At 54.9% G+C, this 19,352-nt stretch carries 16 protein-coding genes and 1 other annotated feature; of the genes, 4 read left to right on the forward strand and 12 right to left on the reverse strand.

Going from position 1 to position 19,352, the window contains the following annotated elements; translation table 11 throughout:
* Positions 1–127 precede the first annotated feature (127 nt).
* From nhaA to dnaK, 3 genes are all read right to left on the reverse strand, one after another.
* Positions 128–1,294 carry a Na+/H+ antiporter NhaA gene (gene nhaA / locus ACMGG1_RS21055; protein ID WP_020825149.1) on the reverse strand — a complete coding sequence of 389 codons (1,167 nt, stop codon included), beginning with the start codon at positions 1,292–1,294 and terminating at the stop codon, positions 128–130.
* A gap of 235 nt (positions 1,295–1,529) precedes the next feature.
* Positions 1,530–2,660, reverse strand: coding sequence for a molecular chaperone DnaJ (gene dnaJ, locus ACMGG1_RS21060; protein WP_020825148.1), 1,131 nt, complete (start codon positions 2,658–2,660; stop codon positions 1,530–1,532).
* A gap of 106 nt (positions 2,661–2,766) precedes the next feature.
* On the reverse strand, positions 2,767–4,680 hold the full coding sequence (dnaK, locus tag ACMGG1_RS21065) for a molecular chaperone DnaK (protein ID WP_020825147.1): 1,914 nt from the start codon (positions 4,678–4,680) through the stop codon (positions 2,767–2,769).
* A 324-nt stretch (positions 4,681–5,004) separates the two neighbouring features.
* On the opposite strand from dnaK, the gene satP reads away from it, so the two are divergent.
* On the forward strand, positions 5,005–5,604 hold the full coding sequence (gene satP, locus ACMGG1_RS21070; RefSeq protein ID WP_041415204.1) for an acetate uptake transporter: 600 nt from the start codon (positions 5,005–5,007) through the stop codon (positions 5,602–5,604).
* Between the two features lie 51 nt (positions 5,605–5,655).
* Here satP and ACMGG1_RS21075 read toward each other — a convergent pair whose 3' ends face one another.
* The 3 genes from ACMGG1_RS21075 to tal all read right to left on the reverse strand — a co-directional run bounded on the left by ACMGG1_RS21075 (position 5,656) and on the right by tal (position 8,778).
* On the reverse strand, positions 5,656–6,963 hold the full coding sequence (locus tag ACMGG1_RS21075) for an MFS transporter (RefSeq protein ID WP_046374548.1): 1,308 nt from the start codon (positions 6,961–6,963) through the stop codon (positions 5,656–5,658).
* Between the two features lie 123 nt (positions 6,964–7,086).
* The gene (mog, locus tag ACMGG1_RS21080; protein WP_201895756.1) at positions 7,087–7,674 is read right to left on the reverse strand and encodes a molybdopterin adenylyltransferase; all 588 of its coding nucleotides are present in this window, start codon (positions 7,672–7,674) and stop codon (positions 7,087–7,089) included.
* Positions 7,675–7,824: 150 nt separating this feature from the next.
* The gene (gene tal, locus ACMGG1_RS21085) at positions 7,825–8,778 is read right to left on the reverse strand and encodes a transaldolase (protein ID WP_020825143.1); all 954 of its coding nucleotides are present in this window, start codon (positions 8,776–8,778) and stop codon (positions 7,825–7,827) included.
* Positions 8,779–9,159: 381 nt separating this feature from the next.
* Here tal and ACMGG1_RS21090 point away from each other — a divergent pair, with 381 nt between their 5' ends.
* Both ACMGG1_RS21090 and yaaA read left to right on the forward strand, forming a co-directional pair.
* Complete coding sequence (locus tag ACMGG1_RS21090) at positions 9,160–10,584, forward strand: alanine/glycine:cation symporter family protein (RefSeq protein WP_128865027.1); 1,425 nt, start codon at positions 9,160–9,162, stop codon at positions 10,582–10,584.
* A gap of 105 nt (positions 10,585–10,689) precedes the next feature.
* Positions 10,690–11,463, forward strand: a complete 774-nt coding sequence (gene yaaA, locus ACMGG1_RS21095; RefSeq protein WP_020825141.1) for a peroxide stress protein YaaA — start codon at positions 10,690–10,692, stop codon at positions 11,461–11,463.
* Between the two features lie 63 nt (positions 11,464–11,526).
* Here the strand turns inward: yaaA and thrC are convergent, their stop codons facing one another.
* From thrC to ACMGG1_RS21120, 5 genes are all read right to left on the reverse strand, one after another.
* The gene (gene thrC, locus ACMGG1_RS21100; protein WP_020825140.1) at positions 11,527–12,816 is read right to left on the reverse strand and encodes a threonine synthase; all 1,290 of its coding nucleotides are present in this window, start codon (positions 12,814–12,816) and stop codon (positions 11,527–11,529) included.
* Between the two features lie 3 nt (positions 12,817–12,819).
* Positions 12,820–13,749 (reverse strand): homoserine kinase, encoded by a 930-nt coding sequence (gene thrB, locus ACMGG1_RS21105; protein WP_044554113.1) that lies wholly within the window; start codon positions 13,747–13,749, stop codon positions 12,820–12,822.
* Position 13,750: 1 nt separating this feature from the next.
* Complete coding sequence (thrA, locus tag ACMGG1_RS21110) at positions 13,751–16,210, reverse strand: bifunctional aspartate kinase/homoserine dehydrogenase I (RefSeq protein WP_122077094.1); 2,460 nt, start codon at positions 16,208–16,210, stop codon at positions 13,751–13,753.
* 25 nt (positions 16,211–16,235) lie between these two features.
* Positions 16,236–16,354, reverse strand: a sequence feature (Thr leader region).
* Entirely contained in the window at positions 16,293–16,379 is an 87-nt protein-coding gene (gene thrL / locus ACMGG1_RS21115) for a thr operon leader peptide (RefSeq protein WP_071592991.1), read from the reverse strand. (Overlaps the previous feature by 62 nt.)
* 194 nt (positions 16,380–16,573) lie before the next feature.
* The gene (locus ACMGG1_RS21120; protein WP_046374553.1) at positions 16,574–17,260 is read right to left on the reverse strand and encodes a tRNA/rRNA methyltransferase; all 687 of its coding nucleotides are present in this window, start codon (positions 17,258–17,260) and stop codon (positions 16,574–16,576) included.
* Positions 17,261–17,893: 633 nt separating this feature from the next.
* Between ACMGG1_RS21120 and arcA the strand changes: the two genes are divergently transcribed.
* Entirely contained in the window at positions 17,894–18,610 is a 717-nt protein-coding gene (arcA, locus tag ACMGG1_RS21125) for a two-component system response regulator ArcA (protein WP_004949989.1), read from the forward strand.
* Between the two features lie 44 nt (positions 18,611–18,654).
* On the opposite strand, the gene creA is transcribed toward arcA, so the two are convergent.
* Complete coding sequence (gene creA, locus ACMGG1_RS21130; protein WP_020825136.1) at positions 18,655–19,134, reverse strand: protein CreA; 480 nt, start codon at positions 19,132–19,134, stop codon at positions 18,655–18,657.
* Positions 19,135–19,352 lie beyond the last annotated feature (218 nt).

Below are 19,352 nucleotides of genomic sequence, written 5' to 3' on the forward strand. Positions count from 1 at the left end.
CTGTTTCAGACAACCTGTTGCTGCATTCGTCCCAAACAGAACGGCCGAAGCTGCACATATTTTATACTGTGCAGCTCCGACCAGCTATTGTAGTGTGTCCCCGCAAACAGGGGATACCCTAAAGGGGTTATCTGACCCTTGGTAACGACATGCGCAACAGAGCGTACCCGACCACCGCCGCCGTAGTTGACCCAATCAGGATCCCCAGACGCGAATAGGTGCTTAGTACAACATCCGCATCACCAAACGCCAGTGACGCGATGAAAATCGACATGGTGAAACCAATACCACAGAGCACAGAAACGGCAAACACCTGTTTGAAACCAATTCCTTCAGGCAACCTGGCAATCCCCAACTTCACTGCCAACAGGCTAAAGGTGAAGATGCCCAACGGCTTACCGATAAACAGACCCGCCGCGATCCCGACCGGCAATAGCGAGGTCAGCCCGCTCAACGACACGCCCTGTAATGAAACGCCGGCGTTAGCGAAAGCAAACAGCGGCAGGATCATAAAGGCCACCCACGGATGCAGTTCATGCTCTAACGTTTCTGAAGGCGACGGGCCTTTCTTCACGTTCAGCGGGATCATAAAACCGACGATCACCCCGGCGAGCGTTGCATGCACCCCGGATTTGAGGATAGCTACCCACAGCACCAGGCCGACAATCATATAGAGTGAAGTTTTCCCCACCCCGCGCCAGTTCATAAACGCCAGTACCGCAACAGCCGCCGCCGCCACGCCCAGCGCCGCCATCGAGACTTCGTGGGTATAGAACAGCGCGATAATTACGATCACGCCCAGGTCATCAATAATCGCCAGCGCCAGCAGGAACACCTTCAGGCTGGTCGGCACGCGGTTACCCAGCAGCGCCATCACCCCGAGGGCAAACGCAATATCGGTCGCCGCCGGGATTGCCCAGCCCTGACGAGTCACCTCGTCCGCGCCGTTGAACATCAGGTAAATCAGCGCCGGTGCCAGCATGCCGCCCAGCGCGGCAATTGCCGGGAAGACCGCCTTGTCGCGCCCGGCCAATGAACCTTGCATCAGCTCACGCTTAACCTCCAGCCCCACCACCAGGAAAAAGATCGCCATCAGGCCATCGTTAATCCACAGCAGCAGCGGCTTGGCAATCTCCAGTGAAGACACCTTAACCATGACCGGTAAATTGAGGAAAGCGTGATAGATCCCCTGAGCCGGGGTATTGGCCATGATCAATGCAATAATCGCGGCGACTATCAGGATGATACCGCCCGCGGCCTCCTGACGTAAAAACTGACGAATAATGTTGGTCACAATACGTCTCTCCAGATCTGTGCGAAGCACATGGGCCCCGCAGACAAAGTAATGGAACGAGTATAGACGGCGATTTAGCTCGATAAAATACGTTTATAAATGCTTTAAACATCGTTAAAACCGAACAATTAACGATATATATCACATTTTTTATAGGGGTATTGGTGAATAAACGTCAATAAAAAACCCCGGTTTTGACACCGGGGTTATGCAGAACGCTAACGGAGACAGAAGCTTAACGCGTCAGGTCATCAAAAAACTTTTTCACGCCGTCGAAGAAACTTTTCGAACGCGGACTGTTTTTATCACCGGAAGGGCCACCCAGGCTCTCCTCCAGTTCCTTCAGCAATTGCTTCTGCTTGTCGTTCAGGTTAACCGGGGTTTCCACCACTACACGGCACAGCAGGTCGCCCTGGCTGCCGCCACGTACCGATTTAACACCCTTGCCGCGCATGCGGAACAGTTTGCCGGTCTGGGTTTCTGTCGGCACTTTCAGCTTCACGCGGCCATCCAGCGTCGGCACTTCGATCTCACCGCCCAATGCTGCCATCGCGAAGTTAATCGGTACTTCACAGTACAGGTTGTTGCCTTCACGCTCGAAGATCGGGTGAGCCTTCACCTGAACCTGAACGTACAGATCGCCAGCAGGTGCGCCGTGTTCGCCTGCTTCACCCTCACCCGCCAGGCGGATGCGGTCACCGGTATCCACGCCGGCCGGGATTTTCACCGACAGCGTTTTGGCTTTCTCTACCCGGCCGTGGCCATGGCAGCTGTTGCAAGGGTCTTTGATGATCTGACCGCGGCCATGACAGTGCGGACAGGCCTGCTGCACGGTAAAGAAGCCCTGGCGCATCTGCACCTGGCCCTGACCGTGACAGGTTGGACAGGTCACCGGCGAGCTGCCTGGCTTCGCGCCGCTGCCGTGACAAACACCACACTCTTCCAGAGTCGGAATGCGGATCTCTTTGGTCACGCCACGAACAGCTTCCTCGAGGGACAGCTCCATGTTGTAGCGCAGATCGGAACCGCGGCTGGCGCGTTGACGGCGGCCACCACCGAAGATGTCGCCAAATACGTCGCCAAAGATATCGCTGAAGTCGGCACCGCCGCCGCCAAACCCACCGCCACCGCCCATGCCGCCTTGTTCAAACGCCGCATGGCCGTATTGATCGTAGGCCGCACGCTTTTGATCGTCGGTCAGAACTTCGTACGCTTCCTTGACCTCTTTAAATCTGGCTTCGGCGTCCTGATCCTGGTTGCGGTCAGGATGGTACTTCATCGCCAGGCGTTTATACGCCTTTTTGATCTCACGTTCTTCCGCCGTCTTGGAGACGCCGAGAATCTCGTAATAGTCTTTCTTCGCCATTATTTCTGTAACCCTTAACATGCGTGCACGGGCGTAGAGTTGCCTCGACGCCCGTGCTGGTTTCCGGTAACGGCCTCTCAGCCGTTCCGTGCCCGCTTAAGGGCGATTATTTTTTGTCTTTAACTTCTTCGAACTCAGCGTCAACCACGTCGTCATCTTTCTGCGCCGCGTTGTCAGCACCGGCATCAGCACCTTGCTGAGCCTGCTGCGCCTGGGCCATTTCCAGCAGCTTGCCGGAAACCTGCACCAGAGCCTGGGTCTTAGCTTCGATCTCGGCTTTATCTTCGCCTTTAACCGCAACTTCCAGATCTTTCAGCGCCGCTTCGATAGCCGTTTTGTCTTCCGCCGGCAGTTTGTCGCCCGCTTCTTCCAACTGCTTACGGGTACCGTGGATCAGGTGGTCGGCCTGGTTACGGGTCTGCACCAGCTCTTCGAACTTACGGTCAGCTTCGGCGTTCACTTCAGCATCGCGCACCATTTTCTGGATTTCTTCTTCGTTCAGACCAGAAGAAGCCTTGATGGTGATCTTCTGCTCACGGCCGGTATTCTTGTCTTTGGCAGACACGTGCAGAATACCGTCGGCGTCGATGTCGAAGGTCACTTCGATTTGCGCCATACCGCGTGGAGCCGCCTGGATGCCGTCCAGATTGAACTGGCCCAGTGACTTGTTATCGTTAGCGCGTTTACGCTCACCCTGCAGCACGTGGATGGTTACCGCAGACTGGTTGTCTTCAGCGGTAGAGAACACCTGGCTGTGCTTGGTCGGGATGGTGGTGTTTTTGGTGATCAGCGGAGTCATCACGCTGCCCATGGTTTCGATACCCAGCGACAGCGGGGTAACGTCCAGCAGCAGAACGTCCTTCACATCACCGGCCAACACGCCGCCCTGTACCGCAGCACCCACCGCAACGGCTTCGTCCGGGTTAACGTCTTTACGCGGTTCTTTACCGAAGAAGTCAGCGACTTTCTTCTGAACCATTGGCATACGGGTCTGGCCGCCCACCAGGATCACGTCCTGAATGTCGGAAACCGACAGGCCTGCGTCTTTCAGAGCGACTTTCAGCGGCTCGATAGAACGCGCAACCAGATCTTCTACCAGCGACTCGAGTTTTGCACGGGTCACTTTGATGTTCATGTGTTTTGGACCGCTCGCATCTGCAGTAATGTACGGCAGGTTTACGTCGGTCTGCTGAGCGGAAGACAGTTCAATCTTCGCTTTCTCAGCGGCTTCTTTCAGACGCTGCATCGCCAACGGATCGTTGCGCAGGTCGAAACCTTGTTCTTTCTTGAACTCTTCCACCAGATAGTTGATCAGGCGGCTGTCGAAGTCTTCACCACCCAGGTGGGTATCACCGTTGGTTGCCAGAACTTCGAAGGTTTTTTCACCGTCAACTTCGTCGATTTCGATAATAGAGATATCGAAAGTACCGCCACCCAGGTCATAAACCGCGATGGTACGGTTGCCGACTTCTTTGTCCAGGCCGTAAGCCAGGGCCGCAGCGGTCGGTTCGTTGATGATACGTTTTACTTCCAGACCTGCGATACGGCCGGCGTCTTTGGTCGCCTGACGCTGTGCGTCGTTGAAGTATGCAGGTACGGTGATAACTGCTTCAGTTACCGGTTCACCCAGGTAATCTTCCGCCGTTTTCTTCATTTTCTTCAGCACTTCTGCAGAGATCTGCGGTGGTGCCACACGCTGGCCTTTCACTTCTACCCATGCGTCGCCGTTATCAGCAGCCACAATTTTGTACGGCATGATGTCTTTATCACGCTGTGCTTCTTCATCCTGGAAGCGACGGCCAATCAGGCGCTTGATCGCAAACAGAGTGTTTTGTGGGTTAGTAACAGCCTGACGCTTAGCAGGCTGGCCAACCAGAATTTCACCATCCTGGGTATATGCGATGATCGAAGGTGTAGTACGATCGCCTTCGCTGTTCTCCAGCACGCGCGCTTTACCACCATCCATAATTGCTACACAAGAGTTGGTAGTACCCAGGTCGATACCAATGATTTTGCCCATCTAAACGTCTCCACTAATAAATTCATATTCGGTCAGGTTGCTAACCTATATGCGGGCGAATTTTTGCTTTTCAACTGCCCGACATTTCAGACTTACCCGCGGTCAGCAACTGCGGTTGCAAATAAGATGGGGCCATACAATCCAGCATCAAGGGGCAGGGCAAAAAAAAATTCGTTTTTATCGTCACTCAGATCATTGTTTCCTGTTCTGGGGATCATTATGATGCCGCGCGCTCTGATGGAAGTTATAGGTTTTTCGGCCATTCAGACCATTTATGAATTTACCTATCCATTTTCGTTAAAATTCTGTTATCGCAGAGGACATATGCACACCAACAAGTTGGCGAATCCCGGCCCTCTCGGCCTGATGGGCTTCGGGATGACCACCGTCTTGCTGAACCTGCACAACGCGGGCTTTTTCCCATTGAACTCTTCCATCATCAGCATGGGGATTTTCTTCGGTGGACTGGCCCAGATTATGGCTGGCCTGCTGGAATACAAGAAAGGCAATACCTTCGGCATGACGGCCTTTATCTCTTACGGCAGCTTCTGGCTGAGCCTGGTCGGGCTGCTGCTGCTGCCACGCCTGGGCCTGGCTGAACCAACCGACGCCAGCGTGCTGGGGATCTATCTGGCACTGTGGGGCGTCTTCACCCTGTTCATGTTCTTCGGCACTCTGCGCGCCAACCGCGTGCTGCAGTTCGTGTTCGGCAGCCTGACGCTGCTGTTCGCCCTGCTGGCCGTCGGTAACATCACCGGCAACCCTGCGCTGCTGAAATTTGCCGGCTACGAAGGCATCATCTGCGGTGCCAGCGCCATCTACCTGGCTATGGCGGAAGTGCTCAACGAGCAGTTTGGCCGTACGGTGCTGCCGATTGGCGAACCCAGCGTCAACAATGTAGAACCTATCCGGGCAGTGGCATAAGCGTCATTGACCTGAAATGAAAAGCCCTGCGGTTGATTGCAGGGCTTTTTTTTAGCTGTAAGAACCGGCGCGTTGCGCCTTGGTTTCGCTATTCAGATCGCGATGGAGGTAAATCCCCAGCAGCAGTCCTATCCCCGACAACGCTAATACGTAGTAAGCGGGTGCTAACGGGGTTAACTTCATGATCAACGTCACAAATATTGGGGTTAAACCCCCAAAAATAGCGTATGCGACATTATATGAGAACGAAATACCGGTAAATCGCACTTCCGCCGGGAAAGCCCGCACCATCACATAGGGTACAGCGCCCACCACGCCCACGCTGAAGCCTACCAGCGCATAGCAGGCGAACAGCATTTCCGGGTGTTCTCCCACCGTCCGATAAAACAGCCAACTGCAGCCGGCCAACAGCAAACTGCCAACGATAAAGGTCTTGCTGGCACCGAAGCGATCCGCCGCCAAACCGGCGGTAATGCAGCCAGCAATCAGCATGATGGTGGCAATGCTGTTCGCCTGCAGCGACAGCGCCGGGGCAATGCCAAATTGCTTTTGCAAGTAAGTCGGGGTCATCAGGATCACCACCACGATACCGGCGGACAGCAGCCAGGTCAGCAGCATCGACACCACCACTTCCTTGCGATGGTTAAGCACCACGGATTTCAGCGGCAGCTCCTCCGCCAGGGCTTTGCGCGCCTGCATCTCGATGAAAATTGGCGTTTCCTGCAACCAGCGGCGCAGGTACATCGCCACCAGGCCGAAAATGCCGCCCAGCAGGAAAGGAATGCGCCAGCCCCCCTCGGCGATGGTCTGTTGGCTGAGCGTAGTGTTGATCACCGTCGCCACCAACGAGCCCAGCAAGATACCGACCGTCAGACCGGCGGTCAGGGTACCGCAGGCAAAACCAATGCGGCGGCGCGGCACGTGTTCGGCAACAAACACCCAGGCCCCCGGCACTTCACCACCAATCGCTGCACCCTGCAGCACGCGCATCAGCAGCAGCAAGAGCGGCGCGGCAATACCTATGCTGGCGTAGGTCGGTAACAGGCCCATGCCCAGCGTCGGTAGCGCCATCAGCAGAATGCTCAGGCTGAACATCTTCTTACGGCCGACCAAATCGCCGAAGTGTGCCATGACGATGCCGCCCAACGGGCGGGCCAGGTAACCGGCGGCAAAGATGCCGAAGGTTTGCACCTGACGCAGCCATTCAGGCATATCCGCCGGGAAGAAGAGTTCGCCCATCACCGCAGCAAAGAAGACGAAAATGATGAAGTCGTAGAACTCCAGCGCTCCGCCCAGGGCAGCTAATGTCAGAGTTTTGTAGTCTTGCCGGTTTAACCGGCGATTATTATCGTGAGGCATAGGGTACCGTCAGAGGAGACTGTTAAAATAAAAGCCAGCGGCTTCTGTAAACGAATCCTTACTATAACGGCAAAATATTTTCACACCAGAACGCTTGGGGCTTATCTCACATAACGCTGAAATTTAGAGGTTTATCTCGCGACGCGCATTCTTCGGCCTAAATGCTGCTACCACTTCAGCCTGAGTTTCCACATAAGGCCCCTCGAGCAACTGAATGCAGTACGGCACGCTGGCGAAGATACCATGCACCACCACCTCGCCCTGTTCGTCCTTGACCCCTTCCAGCGTTTCCTTGATTGACTTCGGTTGTCCCGGCAGGTTGATGATCAGCGCCTGCTTGCGGATCGCCCCCACCTGGCGTGAAAGAATTGCCGTTGGCACATAGTGTAGGCTGATTTGACGCATTTGCTCGCCGAAGCCAGGCATCACGCGATCGGCGATCGCCAGCGTGGCGTCTGGGGTCACGTCACGTCGCGCCGGCCCGGTACCGCCGGTCGTCAGCACCAGATGGCAGCCCATTTCATCCACCAGCTCACACAGGGTTTGCTCGATTAACGTTTGCTCATCGGGGATCAGGCGGGTTTCCAGTTTGAACGGCGTGGCCAGCGCGTCGGTCAGCCACGCTTCCAAAGCCGGTATGCCTTTGTCCTGGTAAACGCCGCCGGAAGCGCGGTCAGAAACTGAAACCAAACCAATACGTAATATGTCCATGCGTAACCTCTACAGCCTAATGGGGTTCGAGCGGGTTCGCTTCCCGCCCTGTTATTCATCCCGAGAGTATAAGGTGTCTGCCCGCGCCGGGGATCTGCGGGCATAAAAAAAGGCGGCCTAAGCCACCTTTTTCTGCGCTGACTGCCTGAATTACAGCAGATCGGCGATCATTTTTTCCAGCTTGCCCTGGTCTACGGCAAACTTGCGGATACCGTCGGTCAGTTTCTCAACCGCCATTGGATCCTGGTTGTGCTGCCAGTAGAACTCAGGCTCGGTCAGCGCCGCAGGACGCGCTTTCACTTCGCCGGTGTAAGCCAGTTTACGCTCCAGGGAACCTTCGCTCTCTGCCAGCTCTTTCAGCAGTGCAGGGGCGATGGTCAGACGGTCACAGCCAGCCAGTTCGATGATTTCACCGACGTTACGGAAGCTGGCGCCCATCACCACGGTTTTGTAACCGTGCTCTTTGTAATACTGGTAGATCTCGGTAACGGAAACCACACCTGGATCTTCGTTTGGCGCGAACTCTTTCTTGTCGCCGTTGGCTTTGTACCAGTCGAGGATACGACCAACAAACGGAGAGATCAGGTACACGCCAGCTTCGGCACAGGCACGCGCCTGAGCGAAGGAGAACAGCAGCGTCAGGTTACAGTTGATGCCTTCTTTCTCCAACTGCTCTGCCGCGCGGATGCCCTGCCAGGTAGAAGCCAGTTTGATCAGGATGCGGTCGTTACTGATGCCGGCATCGTTGTACAGCTTGATCAGGCGCTTGGCCTTGGCAACGCTGGCCACGGTATCGTAGGACAGACGTGCGTCCACTTCGGTAGAGATACGGCCAGGAACCAGCTTAAGGATTTCCAGACCGATGTTGACGGCCAGCTTGTCGGCGGCGTCGGCGATCTGCTGTTCGCGATCGCTGCTCTGCTCACGCGCCCAGGCAATGGCTTCGTCAATCAGTTTGCGGTATTCAGGAATTTGGGCTGCATTGAGGATCAGCGAAGGGTTGGTTGTAGCATCTTGCGGTTGATACAGCTTCATTGCCGCGATATCGCCCGTATCTGCAACCACGGTAGTGAGTTGGCGCAGGGAAGTTAATTTATCGGTCATGTTGGCATTATCTCATCGTTTGTGCATGAACTTTTGGCATCGTTCAACCATGCCCTGCCCTGATAATAACATGCGCAAGGCCCGGTGCAAGGCTGGAAAATCGCGGCCCGGCGGCGCTGGTTTTATCCTTGAGCGAGCAACCGTTTACGCTCGTATCTTTCGTCATTCCCGAGCTGAAGAAAAGGCAATAACGTGCTATCGATTGAATAAATTATGTTAAATTCGCGAAAATTGATGCAATAGGGCCAGTGATCTGAGAAAAATCTCAATTGCTCGGAACCCGACTGGTTTCAGCTAAGCTCTTGTAAAAATTAAATCAATATATCTTCACCCGCGGTGGATGCGGCGCGGTGCACAAAAAATAACAACAAGGAGGGATCCGTGACGGACCTGATGAATTTTATAAATAATATTTTGTGGGGTTCGGTACTGATTTATTTACTGCTTGGCGCAGGCATTTATTTTACCCTGCGTACCCGCTTTATCCAGGTCCGCCATTTCAGCCATATGTTCTCCGTGCTCAAGCACAGCAACAAAAGCGACAGCGCGGGCATCTCCTCTTTTCAAGCTTTATGCACCACTCTTGCCGCACGCGTAGGCACCGGTAACCTGACAGGCGTAGCCATCGCCCTTACTGCGGGCGGCCCCGGGGCCATCTTTTGGATGTGGGTGGTGGCGTTCATCGGCATGGCCACTTCCTTTGTCGAAAGCAGCCTGGCGCAGCTCTACAAAACCAAAGACGATCAGGGTAACTTCCGCGGCGGGCCAGCTTACTATATGGAAAAAGGGCTGGGCATGCGCTGGATGGGCGTACTGTTCTCCATCTTCCTGATCGTAGCCTTCGGATTAGTGTTCAATGCCGTGCAGGCCAATTCCATTGCCCAGGCCTCCGCCGTTGCCTTCAACGTGAAGCCTCTGTATATCGGTATCGGTCTGGTCGTACTGAGCGGTCTGGTCATCTTCGGCGGTATCCGCTCGGTTGCCCGCGTGGCTGAATGGGTGGTGCCACTGATGGCTGCGGCTTATCTACTGCTGGCATTCTGGGTGATTGGCCAGAATATCGAGCATATGCCGGCAATCTTGTCGCTGGTGTTCAAGAGCGCCTTCGGGCTGCAGGAAGCGGCGGCAGGTGCCGTCGGCTATGGTATTTCGCAGGCAATGACCCAGGGCGTTCAGCGTGGCCTGTTTTCCAACGAGGCCGGTATGGGTTCCGCGCCCAACGCGGCGGCTTCCGCCTCCCCTTACCCACCGCACCCTGCGTCTCAGGGCTACGTGCAGATGCTCGGTGTCTTTATCGATACCATCGTGATTTGCAGCGCGACCGCCGCGATCATCCTGTCGTCCGGCGTACTGGATCAGCCGGTAGCCAATGTCAGCGGTATCGACATGACTCAGCGAGCCTTGTCCACCGCCGTCGGCAGTTGGGGATCTCCCTTTGTTGCCATCGCCATTTTCTTTTTCGCCTTTACCTCGATTATCGCTAACTATGCCTATGCCGAAAGTAATCTGGTGTTCCTCGAGCGCAACCACCCGGCCGGCCTGCTGGTTTTCCGCTGTGCCGCACTGGGCATGGTGATGTTTGGTGCGCTGGCTGAATTGCCGGTTGTCTGGAAAATGGCTGACACCTCAATGGCGTTAATGGCCATCACCAACCTGACGGCGATCCTGCTACTGTCAAAAGTGGCGCTGAAACTGGCCAACGATTACCACCGCCAGCGTACGCTGGGCAAATTGCCGACTTTCGACGCCAACCGCTTCCCTGAACTGAAATCTCAGTTGGAACCCGGCGTATGGGATAAAAACTGAGTTTTTACGGGCGCGTCTGGAACGCGCCCTGCCTATCAGACCCATTGACCCTTTTTCCCGCGCTTTTTGCTACAGTACCCCTTCTTGGATAAACAGGATCTGGCCATGCTCGTTATTATTTCACCTGCAAAAACCCTTGATTACGAAAGCCCATTGGCGACAGAACGCTTCACTCAGCCGGAACTGCTGGACAAATCTAAGCAGCTGATCAAAATCTGCCGCGAGCTGACGCCGGTACAAATCTCCAAACTGATGGGCATCAGCGACAAACTGGCCGGGTTGAACGCCGCTCGCTTTGGCGACTGGCAGCCAAAGTTCACCCCAGACAATGCTCGCCAGGCCCTGCTGGCTTTCAAAGGCGACGTCTATACCGGTTTGCACGCACAGGACTTCAGCGAGGGCGATTTTGACTTTGCCCAGCAGCATCTGCGCATGCTGTCCGGGCTGTACGGCGTGCTGCGCCCGCTCGATCTGATGATGCCTTACCGTCTCGAGATGGGCATCAAACTGGAGAACGCCAAGGGCAAGGATTTGTACAGCTTCTGGGGCGAGCAGATCACCAAAAAGCTTAACGAAGCGCTGGAGCAACAGGGCGACGACGTGGTGGTCAACCTGGCTTCCGACGAATACTTCAAATCGGTGAAGCCGGCCAAACTGCACGGCACGCTGATTAAACCGGTGTTCCTCGACGAAAAGAACGGCAAATACAAAGTGATCAGCTTCTACGCCAAGAAGGCGCGTGGATTGATGAGCCGCTATATCATCAAGAATCGCCTGACGCAGCGCGAACAACTGCTTGGTTTCAACCTGGAAGGTTACGCCTTCGATGAAGCCGACTCCAAAGGCAACGAACTGGTGTTCAAACGCCCCGAGCAGTAATCCGCCACGCCCATAAAAAAAGCCGTCGCAATGACGGCTTTTCGCTTTATGCCTCCAGCGGGATCAGGCAGGCAAGGCCATCAGGAACTTACGCAGTTCGCCAAAGCTGGCCGGCAGATTGTGGGACAACAGCGGCAAATCGGCGCGCAGCGCCAGCGCCTTGGGCAGTGGCAGCTCCTGACCGAGAATTTCCTCTACGCTCTCTTTGAACTTGGCCGGATGCGCAGTACCGAGGAACAAGCCAAACTCCCCTTCCTTCAATTGGTCACGCAACGCGCGATAAGCGATTGCCGCATGCGGCTCAGAAAGGTAGCCCAGTTGCGCCAGCTCACGCATGCTGTCCTTGGTGGTTTCGTCACTCACCGTTGCGTGCCCCAGTTCTTTCAACTGCCAGATCTTGCGACGGAACAGCTCTTCTACGCGCGGCCAGTTATTCGGCTGGCTGACGTCCATCGCATTCGAAAGCGTAGCCACCGTGGCGTGTGGCTGCCACTGACCATTCGTCAGGAAGCGCGGCACAGTATCGTTGGCATTGGTCGCGGCGATAAAACGCTTCACCGGCAGTCCCAGTGATTTGGCCAACAAGCCGGCGGTCAGATCGCCGAAGTTACCGCTGGGTACCGAAATCACCAGTTGATTACGTGCTTCCTGCGGCAGTTGCGCTACCGCTTCGAAGTAGTAGCAAATCTGCGCCAGCAGGCGGCTGATATTGATCGAGTTGGCCGAGTTCAGGTGCAGCGCTTCTTTCAGTTCCTGATCGTCAAACGCCTGCTTGACCAGGGCCTGGCAGGCATCGAAGTCGCCATCAATCGCCACGGTGTGAATGTTGCCGCCCAGGGTGCAGAACAGTTTTTCCTGCAACGGGCTGATTTTGCCCTGCGGGTAAAGGATCACCACGCGAACATTCTTCAGGCCGTAGAAAGCATGTGCCACCGCCGCGCCGGTATCGCCGGAGGTCGCCGTCAGGATAGTCACCGGCTGATCGCCTGCCACTTCCGCCAGCATTTGCGCCATAAAGCGGCCGCCGAAGTCTTTGAACGCCAGCGTCGGGCCGTGGAACAGCTCCAGGCACGCGATGTCGTCTTCCACTTGCGCCACCGGTGCCGGGAATTCAAAGGCCGCCGCTACGCGCTTATGCAGAGCCTCTTCGGAAACTTCATCGCCAATAAACGCCGACAGGATGCGGCTGCTGCGGGTGACAAAATCCTGCTCCAGCAGATGATCGATTTCGGTCAATTCAAATTCCGGCAGTTCCAGCGGGAAAAACAGCCCTTGCTGTTTGCCCAGGCCTTGTTTGATCGCCTGCGCGAAGCTGACCTGCTCGTTGTGATCCTTAAGGTTGTACAGTTTCATGCGTTATCCCAGTAGTCGTGCGCCTGCGGTATCCAGACGGCAAATATGAACAAAACCTTCGTCGTTTTGCAGATAGTGATTAGTCAGCCAATCGGCCATGCGTTGAGCCGTAGCGCCATCATCACAGACGGCGAACAGCGTCGGGCCGGAGCCGGAAATACCGCAAGCCAGCGCACCTATATCCTGCGCAGCTTTACGCGCATCGGCAAAGCCCGGCAGCAGGCGGGTGCGGTACGGCTCGGCAATCACGTCCTGCATCAGTTTGGCGGCCAAACGCGGCTGCTGGGTATGGCAGGCATGAATAAAGCCCGCCAGATAGCGACCGTGACTGATACAGTCCTGACGACGATACTGCGCGGGTAAAATCGCGCGCGCTTCGGCGGTGGACACCTTGATGCCCGGATAGGCCATCACCCACAGCCAGTCTTTAAAGCATGGCACTTCCTGGCTGATGAAGCCTTCTTCTTCCAGCATCAGTTGCAAGCCGCCAAGGTAGCAAGGCGCCACGTTGTCGTAATGCACGCTGCCGGAGATGCGGCCTTCCAGCTCGCCCATCAGGCTCAGCAGGGTCATTTTATCCAGCGGACGGTTGCAGAATTCATTCATCGCCATCAGCCCGGCAACCACCGAGCAGGCGCTGGAACCCAATCCTGAACCGATCGGCATGTTTTTCTCCAGCCGCATCGCCACCGGGATCTCACGGCCGATCTCCTGACAGAAACGCTGCCAGCACTGATAAACGATATTCTCTTTTGGATCGTCCGGCAGTTTGCTGACGAAGCGACCGGCGTTCTGAAGGCTGAACGTGGCGGCAGCCTCGACGCTGACGCAGTCGCCCAGCAAGGTACCGTCGATCGGTGACACCGCTGCACCCAGAACGTCAAAGCCGACGCTTACGTTGCCAATTGAGGCCGGCGCATACACCTTAACCATATTAAACTCCCAACTTCCATGACAGTGTGCGCAACAGATCGGCGAAGACCCCTGCTGCAGTCACATCGTTACCGGCACCGTAGCCACGCAGTACCAACGGCAACGGCTGATAGTAACGGCTGTAGAAAGCCAAGGCGTTCTCGCCGTTCTTCACTTTATACAACGGATCGTTGCCATCTACCGCATCTATGCGAACCTGACAGCGGCCATTTTCAATGACGCCGACGTAGCGCAGCACCTTGCCCTGCTCAGCGGCGTTGGCCACATTGCGAGCATACTCTTTATCCAGTTCCGGCAGGCGCGCCATAAAGGTTTCCACATCCCCGGAGGCGTCAAAGGAAGGCGGCAGCGCCGACTCGACCTCAATATCTTCCAGTTCCAGTTTGTACCCCGCTTCACGGGCCAGGATCAGCAGCTTGCGGGCCACGTCCATACCGGAAAGGTCGTCACGTGGATCCGGCTCGGTATACCCTTTAGCCTTGGCCTCCAGGGTCGCCGCCGACAGCGACATGCCCTCGTCCAGTTTGCCGAAAATAAACGACAGCGAACCGGACAGGATGCCGGAGAAACGCGTCAGCTCATCACCGGCGTTCAGCAGGTTTTGCAGGTTTTCGATCACCGGCAAGCCCGCGCCGACGTTGGTGTCATACAGAAACTTGCGGCGCGAACCGGCCGCGGCGGTGCGCAACTGTTGGTAGTAGTTCATCGACGAGGTGTTGGCCTTTTTATTCGGCGTCACCACGTGGAATCCATCCGCCAGGAAGTCCGCGTATTGATCGGCAACGGCCTGGCTGGAGGTGCAGTCGACAATCACCGGGTTCAGCAGGTGGTACTCCTTCACCAAACGAATCAAACGCCCCAGGTTGAACGGCTCTTGCGCGCCGGCCAGCTCATCACGCCAGCTTTCAAGCTGAATGCCGTGAATGTTGGTCAACATGGCACGCGAATTGGCAATGCCGCACACCCGCAGATCGATATGCTTTTGTTTCAGCCAAGGTTGCTGACGGTAAATCTGCTCGATCAACGCGCCGCCCACGCCACCAACGCCGATGACAAACACTTCAATCACCTGATCGGTATTGAACAACATCTGATGGCAAACGCGCACCCCGGTGGTCGCGGAATCATTGCTGACCACCACCGAGATGGAGCGTTCAGAAGAGCCCTGAGCAATAGCGACAATGTTGATATTGGCGCGAGCCAGCGCAGAGAAGAAGCTGGCCGAAATGCCGCGCAGGGTACGCATGCCGTCGCCGACCACCGAGATGATCGCCAACTGTTCCATTACGTCCAGCGGCTCCAGCAGACCGTCTTTCAATTCAAGATAGAACTCGTCTTCCAGCGCCCGACGCGCACGTTGCAGTTCGCTCTGCGGCACGCAGAAACTGATGCTGTATTCAGAGGACGACTGGGTGATCAGCACCACAGAGATGCCGGCGCGCGACATTACGGCAAATACCCGCGCCGCCATGCCGACCATGCCTTTCATCCCCGGACCGGAGACGTTGATCATCGCCATATTGTTCAGGTTGGTGATGCCCTTCACCGGCGTATCAGAATCCAGATTTTCGCCGCCAATCAGCGTGCCTGGTGCCTGTGGATTAGCGGTGTTTTTGATCAGGCAGGGGATTTGGAACTGAGCGATGGGGGCAATGGTGCGGGGGTGGAGAACGCTGGCGCCGAAATAGGAAAGCTCCATGGCTTCCTGGTACGACATCGATTTCAACAGCCTGGCATCCGGCACGGTGCGTGGGTCACAGGTATAAACGCCGTCAACGTCGGTCCAGATCTCGCAACAGTCGGCGCGCAAACAGGCAGCCAGCACCGCGGCAGAGTAGTCGGAACCGTTACGGCCCAGCACCACCAATTCGCCCTTGTCGTTGCCGGCGGTGAAACCGGCCATCAGCACAATGTGATCCGCCGGGATGGCCGATGCGGCGATACGCAATGTGGATTCTGCGATATCTACCGTGGACTCCAGGTAATGCCCCTGCGCCAGCAGTTTCTCAACCGGGTTAATCACCGTGACCGGGAAACCTTTGGCACGAAACACCCCTTCCATGATGGCGATGGAGAGCTTCTCGCCGCGGCAGATAATGGCCGCATTCACGCTGTCCGGGCACTGTCCAAGCAACGCAACGCCATGCAGCACCTGCTTGAGCTGGGCGAACTCCTGATCGACAAACGTCTTGAGGCGATCGTACTCAAAGCCGGGCAACGCCTGCGCCAGCCCGCTCAGCAGGTCGGCGAAGATGCGCTCTGCATCGCTCATATTTGGCAGAATGTCTTGCCCCGCTACCGTTTTTTCAATCATTGCCACCAGGTGGTTAGTGATTTTAGCCGGAGCGGACAAGACCGTGGCCACCTGTCCCTGACGTGCATTACTTTCCATGATGTCGGCAACGCGCAGAAAACGTTCTGCATTCGCTACCGAGGTTCCGCCAAATTTCAGCACTCGCATTTCTTGTCTCTCCCGAATTTAAGCCGAAAAAAAAGCCCGCACTGGTTAGGTGCGGGCTTTTTTCTTTTGTTTCCTGTACGCGTCAGCCCGCCCCGTTACCTGTGGTATCGGTGGTGGTAATAATTGTTGTGTTCAGGCTGATGTTTCGCATTTTGTCTGTCTGTCTCATTAAATACTCTGTCCCCTCTATTGGTTAAAGCAATCGCTATCCCAAGTCAAATTATTTCTTGTTTTTGCTTATTTATCGTCCAGCAGGCTAACCGGGCGATGCGAGAGATGAAAAGCCAGATGACAGAACAAAAAGACAGGCAGGCGGCAAATTTGCAGTGGATCACACTGCAAAATTAGCCATGTTTACGGGTATCACTTTGTCAGTTTTTTTTCGATATCGTGCAACAAAGTATGCAGCATCGCCGTGTCCCGCTGTTGCAGAACACCAAGGCGTTGATGCAGCCAGTCGCGCAATTTTTGATCGCCACTGACCTCCAGCGCCGCCAGTAATCCCTCGGCGCGCTGACGTAATGCCTTGAGTTGACCCTCGTTGGCTACCGGCTCTTGTGGCGCACTGACGTTCATCAGCTCTGACAGTTGATAACAGTACACCATCACCGCCTGACCGAGATTGAGCGAAGGGTAATCCGCCTGCATAGGTACGCCGGTCAGCAAATCCGCCAGTTCCAGCTCCTCATTGGTCAAGCCGGAATCTTCACGGCCAAACACCAACGCCGCCTGGTTCACCCACTGGCTGCGCTCACTCAGTTGGCCTAACAGCTGCTGCGGCGTACAGTAATAATGAAAACGCGCCCGGCTGCGGGCCGTGGTGGCCACGGTGAAATCTACGTCCGCCAGTGCCTGTTCCAGCGTGGCAAAAGTTTGCACGCCGTCGAGGATATCCCCCGCCCCGTGAGCAACCCAACGCGCTGCCGGCTGCAGGTGCGCTTCGCTGTCGACAATGCGCAACGAAGTAAAACCCATGGTTTTCATTGCCCGCGCCGCAGCGCCGACGTTTTCCGGCCGTGCCGGAGCCACTAAAACAATATGCAGCTGCATCAATACTCCACTGAATAAGGGATCGCAGGTTTTTGACCGTTCAGGATACTCTGATTATATTTACAAGTGTGCAACAATAATCCCGCGCACCACGATAGACAGGGGTAAATGCGCTATTGGCCTTATAAATGGCACGGAATACATATTATTACTTCTTATGATTTACTACTCTTATTAATCAAGGTGTTAATATAACTGCTTTATCAATAAGCCGTTAATTCTACCTCATTAGGCACAACAATGCTGAATCGTACACAGAATTTATGGTTCTGTGACTTAAGCTGGCATTTCTGTAAGTGTTTTTCACAAAACTGTTAACGTGCTACAATTGAATTTGATATATGTCAACAAAGCTTAGTTTTGTTGGGTGATGAATTCGGTACGCACTGTTATATTGCTGTTAATAGGGTTAGGATATGCGCCGTTTTGGCACCTTTGGGGATGTAAGGAATAGCACCCCCACCAAGCTAGCGATCTTGTTGACATGAGATGGAAAGTGCATCAAGAACGAGTTTACGTACTGTAGTCATTTGGTAAGAGGGAACGTGAGCGCTAATCTCTGCCCTCCGCTAAGAAAACAAAGACTTCTGTACTTCCTATTTTCTATTTTGTTGGCAATTTTAGGTAGCAAATATGCAGACCCCGCACATTCTGATTGTCGAAGACGAGTTAGTCACTCGTAACACCCTGAAGAGCATTTTCGAGGCGGAAGGCTACGTTGTTCATGAAGCCAATGATGGTGCAGAGATGCACAACATCCTGTCTGAAAATGATATCAATCTGGTTATCATGGACATCAATCTGCCAGGCAAAAATGGCCTGCTGCTGGCGCGTGAACTGCGCGAACAGGCCAGCGTTGCGCTGATGTTCCTGACCGGCCGTGATAACGAAGTTGATAAGATCCTCGGATTGGAAATCGGCGCTGATGACTATATCACCAAGCCATTTAATCCACGTGAACTGACCATTCGCGCACGCAACCTGCTGTCCCGCACCATGAACCTGGGCAGCGTCGGCGAAGAACGCCGTCTGGTTGAAAGCTATAAGTTCAACGGTTGGGAGCTGGACATCAACAGCCGCTCACTGATCAGCCCAGCGGGCGAGCAATACAAATTGCCGCGCAGTGAATTCCGCGCCATGCTGCACTTCTGCGAAAACCCGGGCAAGATCCAATCCCGTGGCGAACTGCTGAAGAAGATGACCGGTCGCGAGCTGAAACCGCATGACCGCACCGTGGACGTGACCATTCGTCGCATCCGCAAGCACTTCGAATCCACGCCGGACACGCCTGAAATCATCGCTACCATTCACGGTGAAGGCTACCGTTTCTGCGGCGATCTGGAAGAGTAAGTCTCGCGTTAAAATAGTTGGGGTTCAGTTGAACCCCAAGTCTCTTATTTTGCCTCACCCCAAGGGATGATCGGCACCGCGCTCAACGCGTTCTTCGGTGAACCATCCACCACACGGTCTGAATAGCTAAGATAAATCAACGCATTACGAGCTGAATCGTAGAAGCGTACCACCTGCAGCTTCTTGAACACCAGCGACGTTCGTTTCTGGAACACCACCGTCCCTTCAGCCTTGCCGTTTTTGATTTTATCGTTCAGCGCAATCGGCCCGACCTGCTGGCAAGAAATGGCCGCATCCGCAGTATCCTCCGCCAATCCCAGCCCGCCTTTAATGCCACCGGTTTTGGCTCGGCTGATATAACAAGTTACATTTTTAACATCAGGATCGTCGAATGCTTCCACCACGATTTTGTGGTCCGGACCGAAGAGTTTGAATACCGTATCCACCGACCCAACCTGTTCTGCCTGCGCGCTGTTTACCGTTGCGCAAACTAAACCAAACAAAAATATCCATCCTTTTTTCATTCACTTAACTCCAATAACCTGGGCGCTGAAAATAGCCGCAGGCAATTAATATTGTTTATGTTTCAGGTCACAGAATAGGGGTTTTTCCGGTCTGCACCGGTCTTTTTAGCACAGAGCGTGAAAAAAATCTTTGAGAGTCTCGGAGGAAAAAAATTGCTATTATGCGGCGTCGTTATTTCTTTGCGCCCTTTAAGGTGTGCCCCTGTCCAACTCCCGCA

This window comes from Serratia sp. BNK-12 (assembly GCF_047456085.1).
Classification (GTDB): Bacteria; Pseudomonadota; Gammaproteobacteria; order Enterobacterales; family Enterobacteriaceae; genus Serratia; species Serratia liquefaciens.

Excerpts from the sequence above, each read along its gene's own strand:
- dnaJ (WP_020825148.1), bottom strand. The coding sequence starts at position 2,660 with ATGGCGAAGAAAGACTATTACGAGATTCTCGGCGTCTCCAAGACGGCG.
- dnaK (WP_020825147.1), bottom strand. The coding sequence starts at position 4,680 with ATGGGCAAAATCATTGGTATCGACCTGGGTACTACCAACTCTTGTGTA.
- satP (WP_041415204.1), top strand. The coding sequence starts at position 5,005 with ATGCACACCAACAAGTTGGCGAATCCCGGCCCTCTCGGCCTGATGGGC.
- ACMGG1_RS21075 (WP_046374548.1), bottom strand. The coding sequence starts at position 6,963 with ATGCCTCACGATAATAATCGCCGGTTAAACCGGCAAGACTACAAAACT.
- mog (WP_201895756.1), bottom strand. The coding sequence starts at position 7,674 with ATGGACATATTACGTATTGGTTTGGTTTCAGTTTCTGACCGCGCTTCC.
- tal (WP_020825143.1), bottom strand. The coding sequence starts at position 8,778 with ATGACCGATAAATTAACTTCCCTGCGCCAACTCACTACCGTGGTTGCA.
- yaaA (WP_020825141.1), top strand. The coding sequence starts at position 10,690 with ATGCTCGTTATTATTTCACCTGCAAAAACCCTTGATTACGAAAGCCCA.
- thrC (WP_020825140.1), bottom strand. The coding sequence starts at position 12,816 with ATGAAACTGTACAACCTTAAGGATCACAACGAGCAGGTCAGCTTCGCG.
- thrB (WP_044554113.1), bottom strand. The coding sequence starts at position 13,749 with ATGGTTAAGGTGTATGCGCCGGCCTCAATTGGCAACGTAAGCGTCGGC.
- thrA (WP_122077094.1), bottom strand. The coding sequence starts at position 16,210 with ATGCGAGTGCTGAAATTTGGCGGAACCTCGGTAGCGAATGCAGAACGT.
- thrL (WP_071592991.1), bottom strand. The coding sequence starts at position 16,379 with ATGAGACAGACAGACAAAATGCGAAACATCAGCCTGAACACAACAATT.
- ACMGG1_RS21120 (WP_046374553.1), bottom strand. The coding sequence starts at position 17,260 with ATGCAGCTGCATATTGTTTTAGTGGCTCCGGCACGGCCGGAAAACGTC.
- arcA (WP_004949989.1), top strand. The coding sequence starts at position 17,894 with ATGCAGACCCCGCACATTCTGATTGTCGAAGACGAGTTAGTCACTCGT.
- creA (WP_020825136.1), bottom strand. The coding sequence starts at position 19,134 with ATGAAAAAAGGATGGATATTTTTGTTTGGTTTAGTTTGCGCAACGGTA.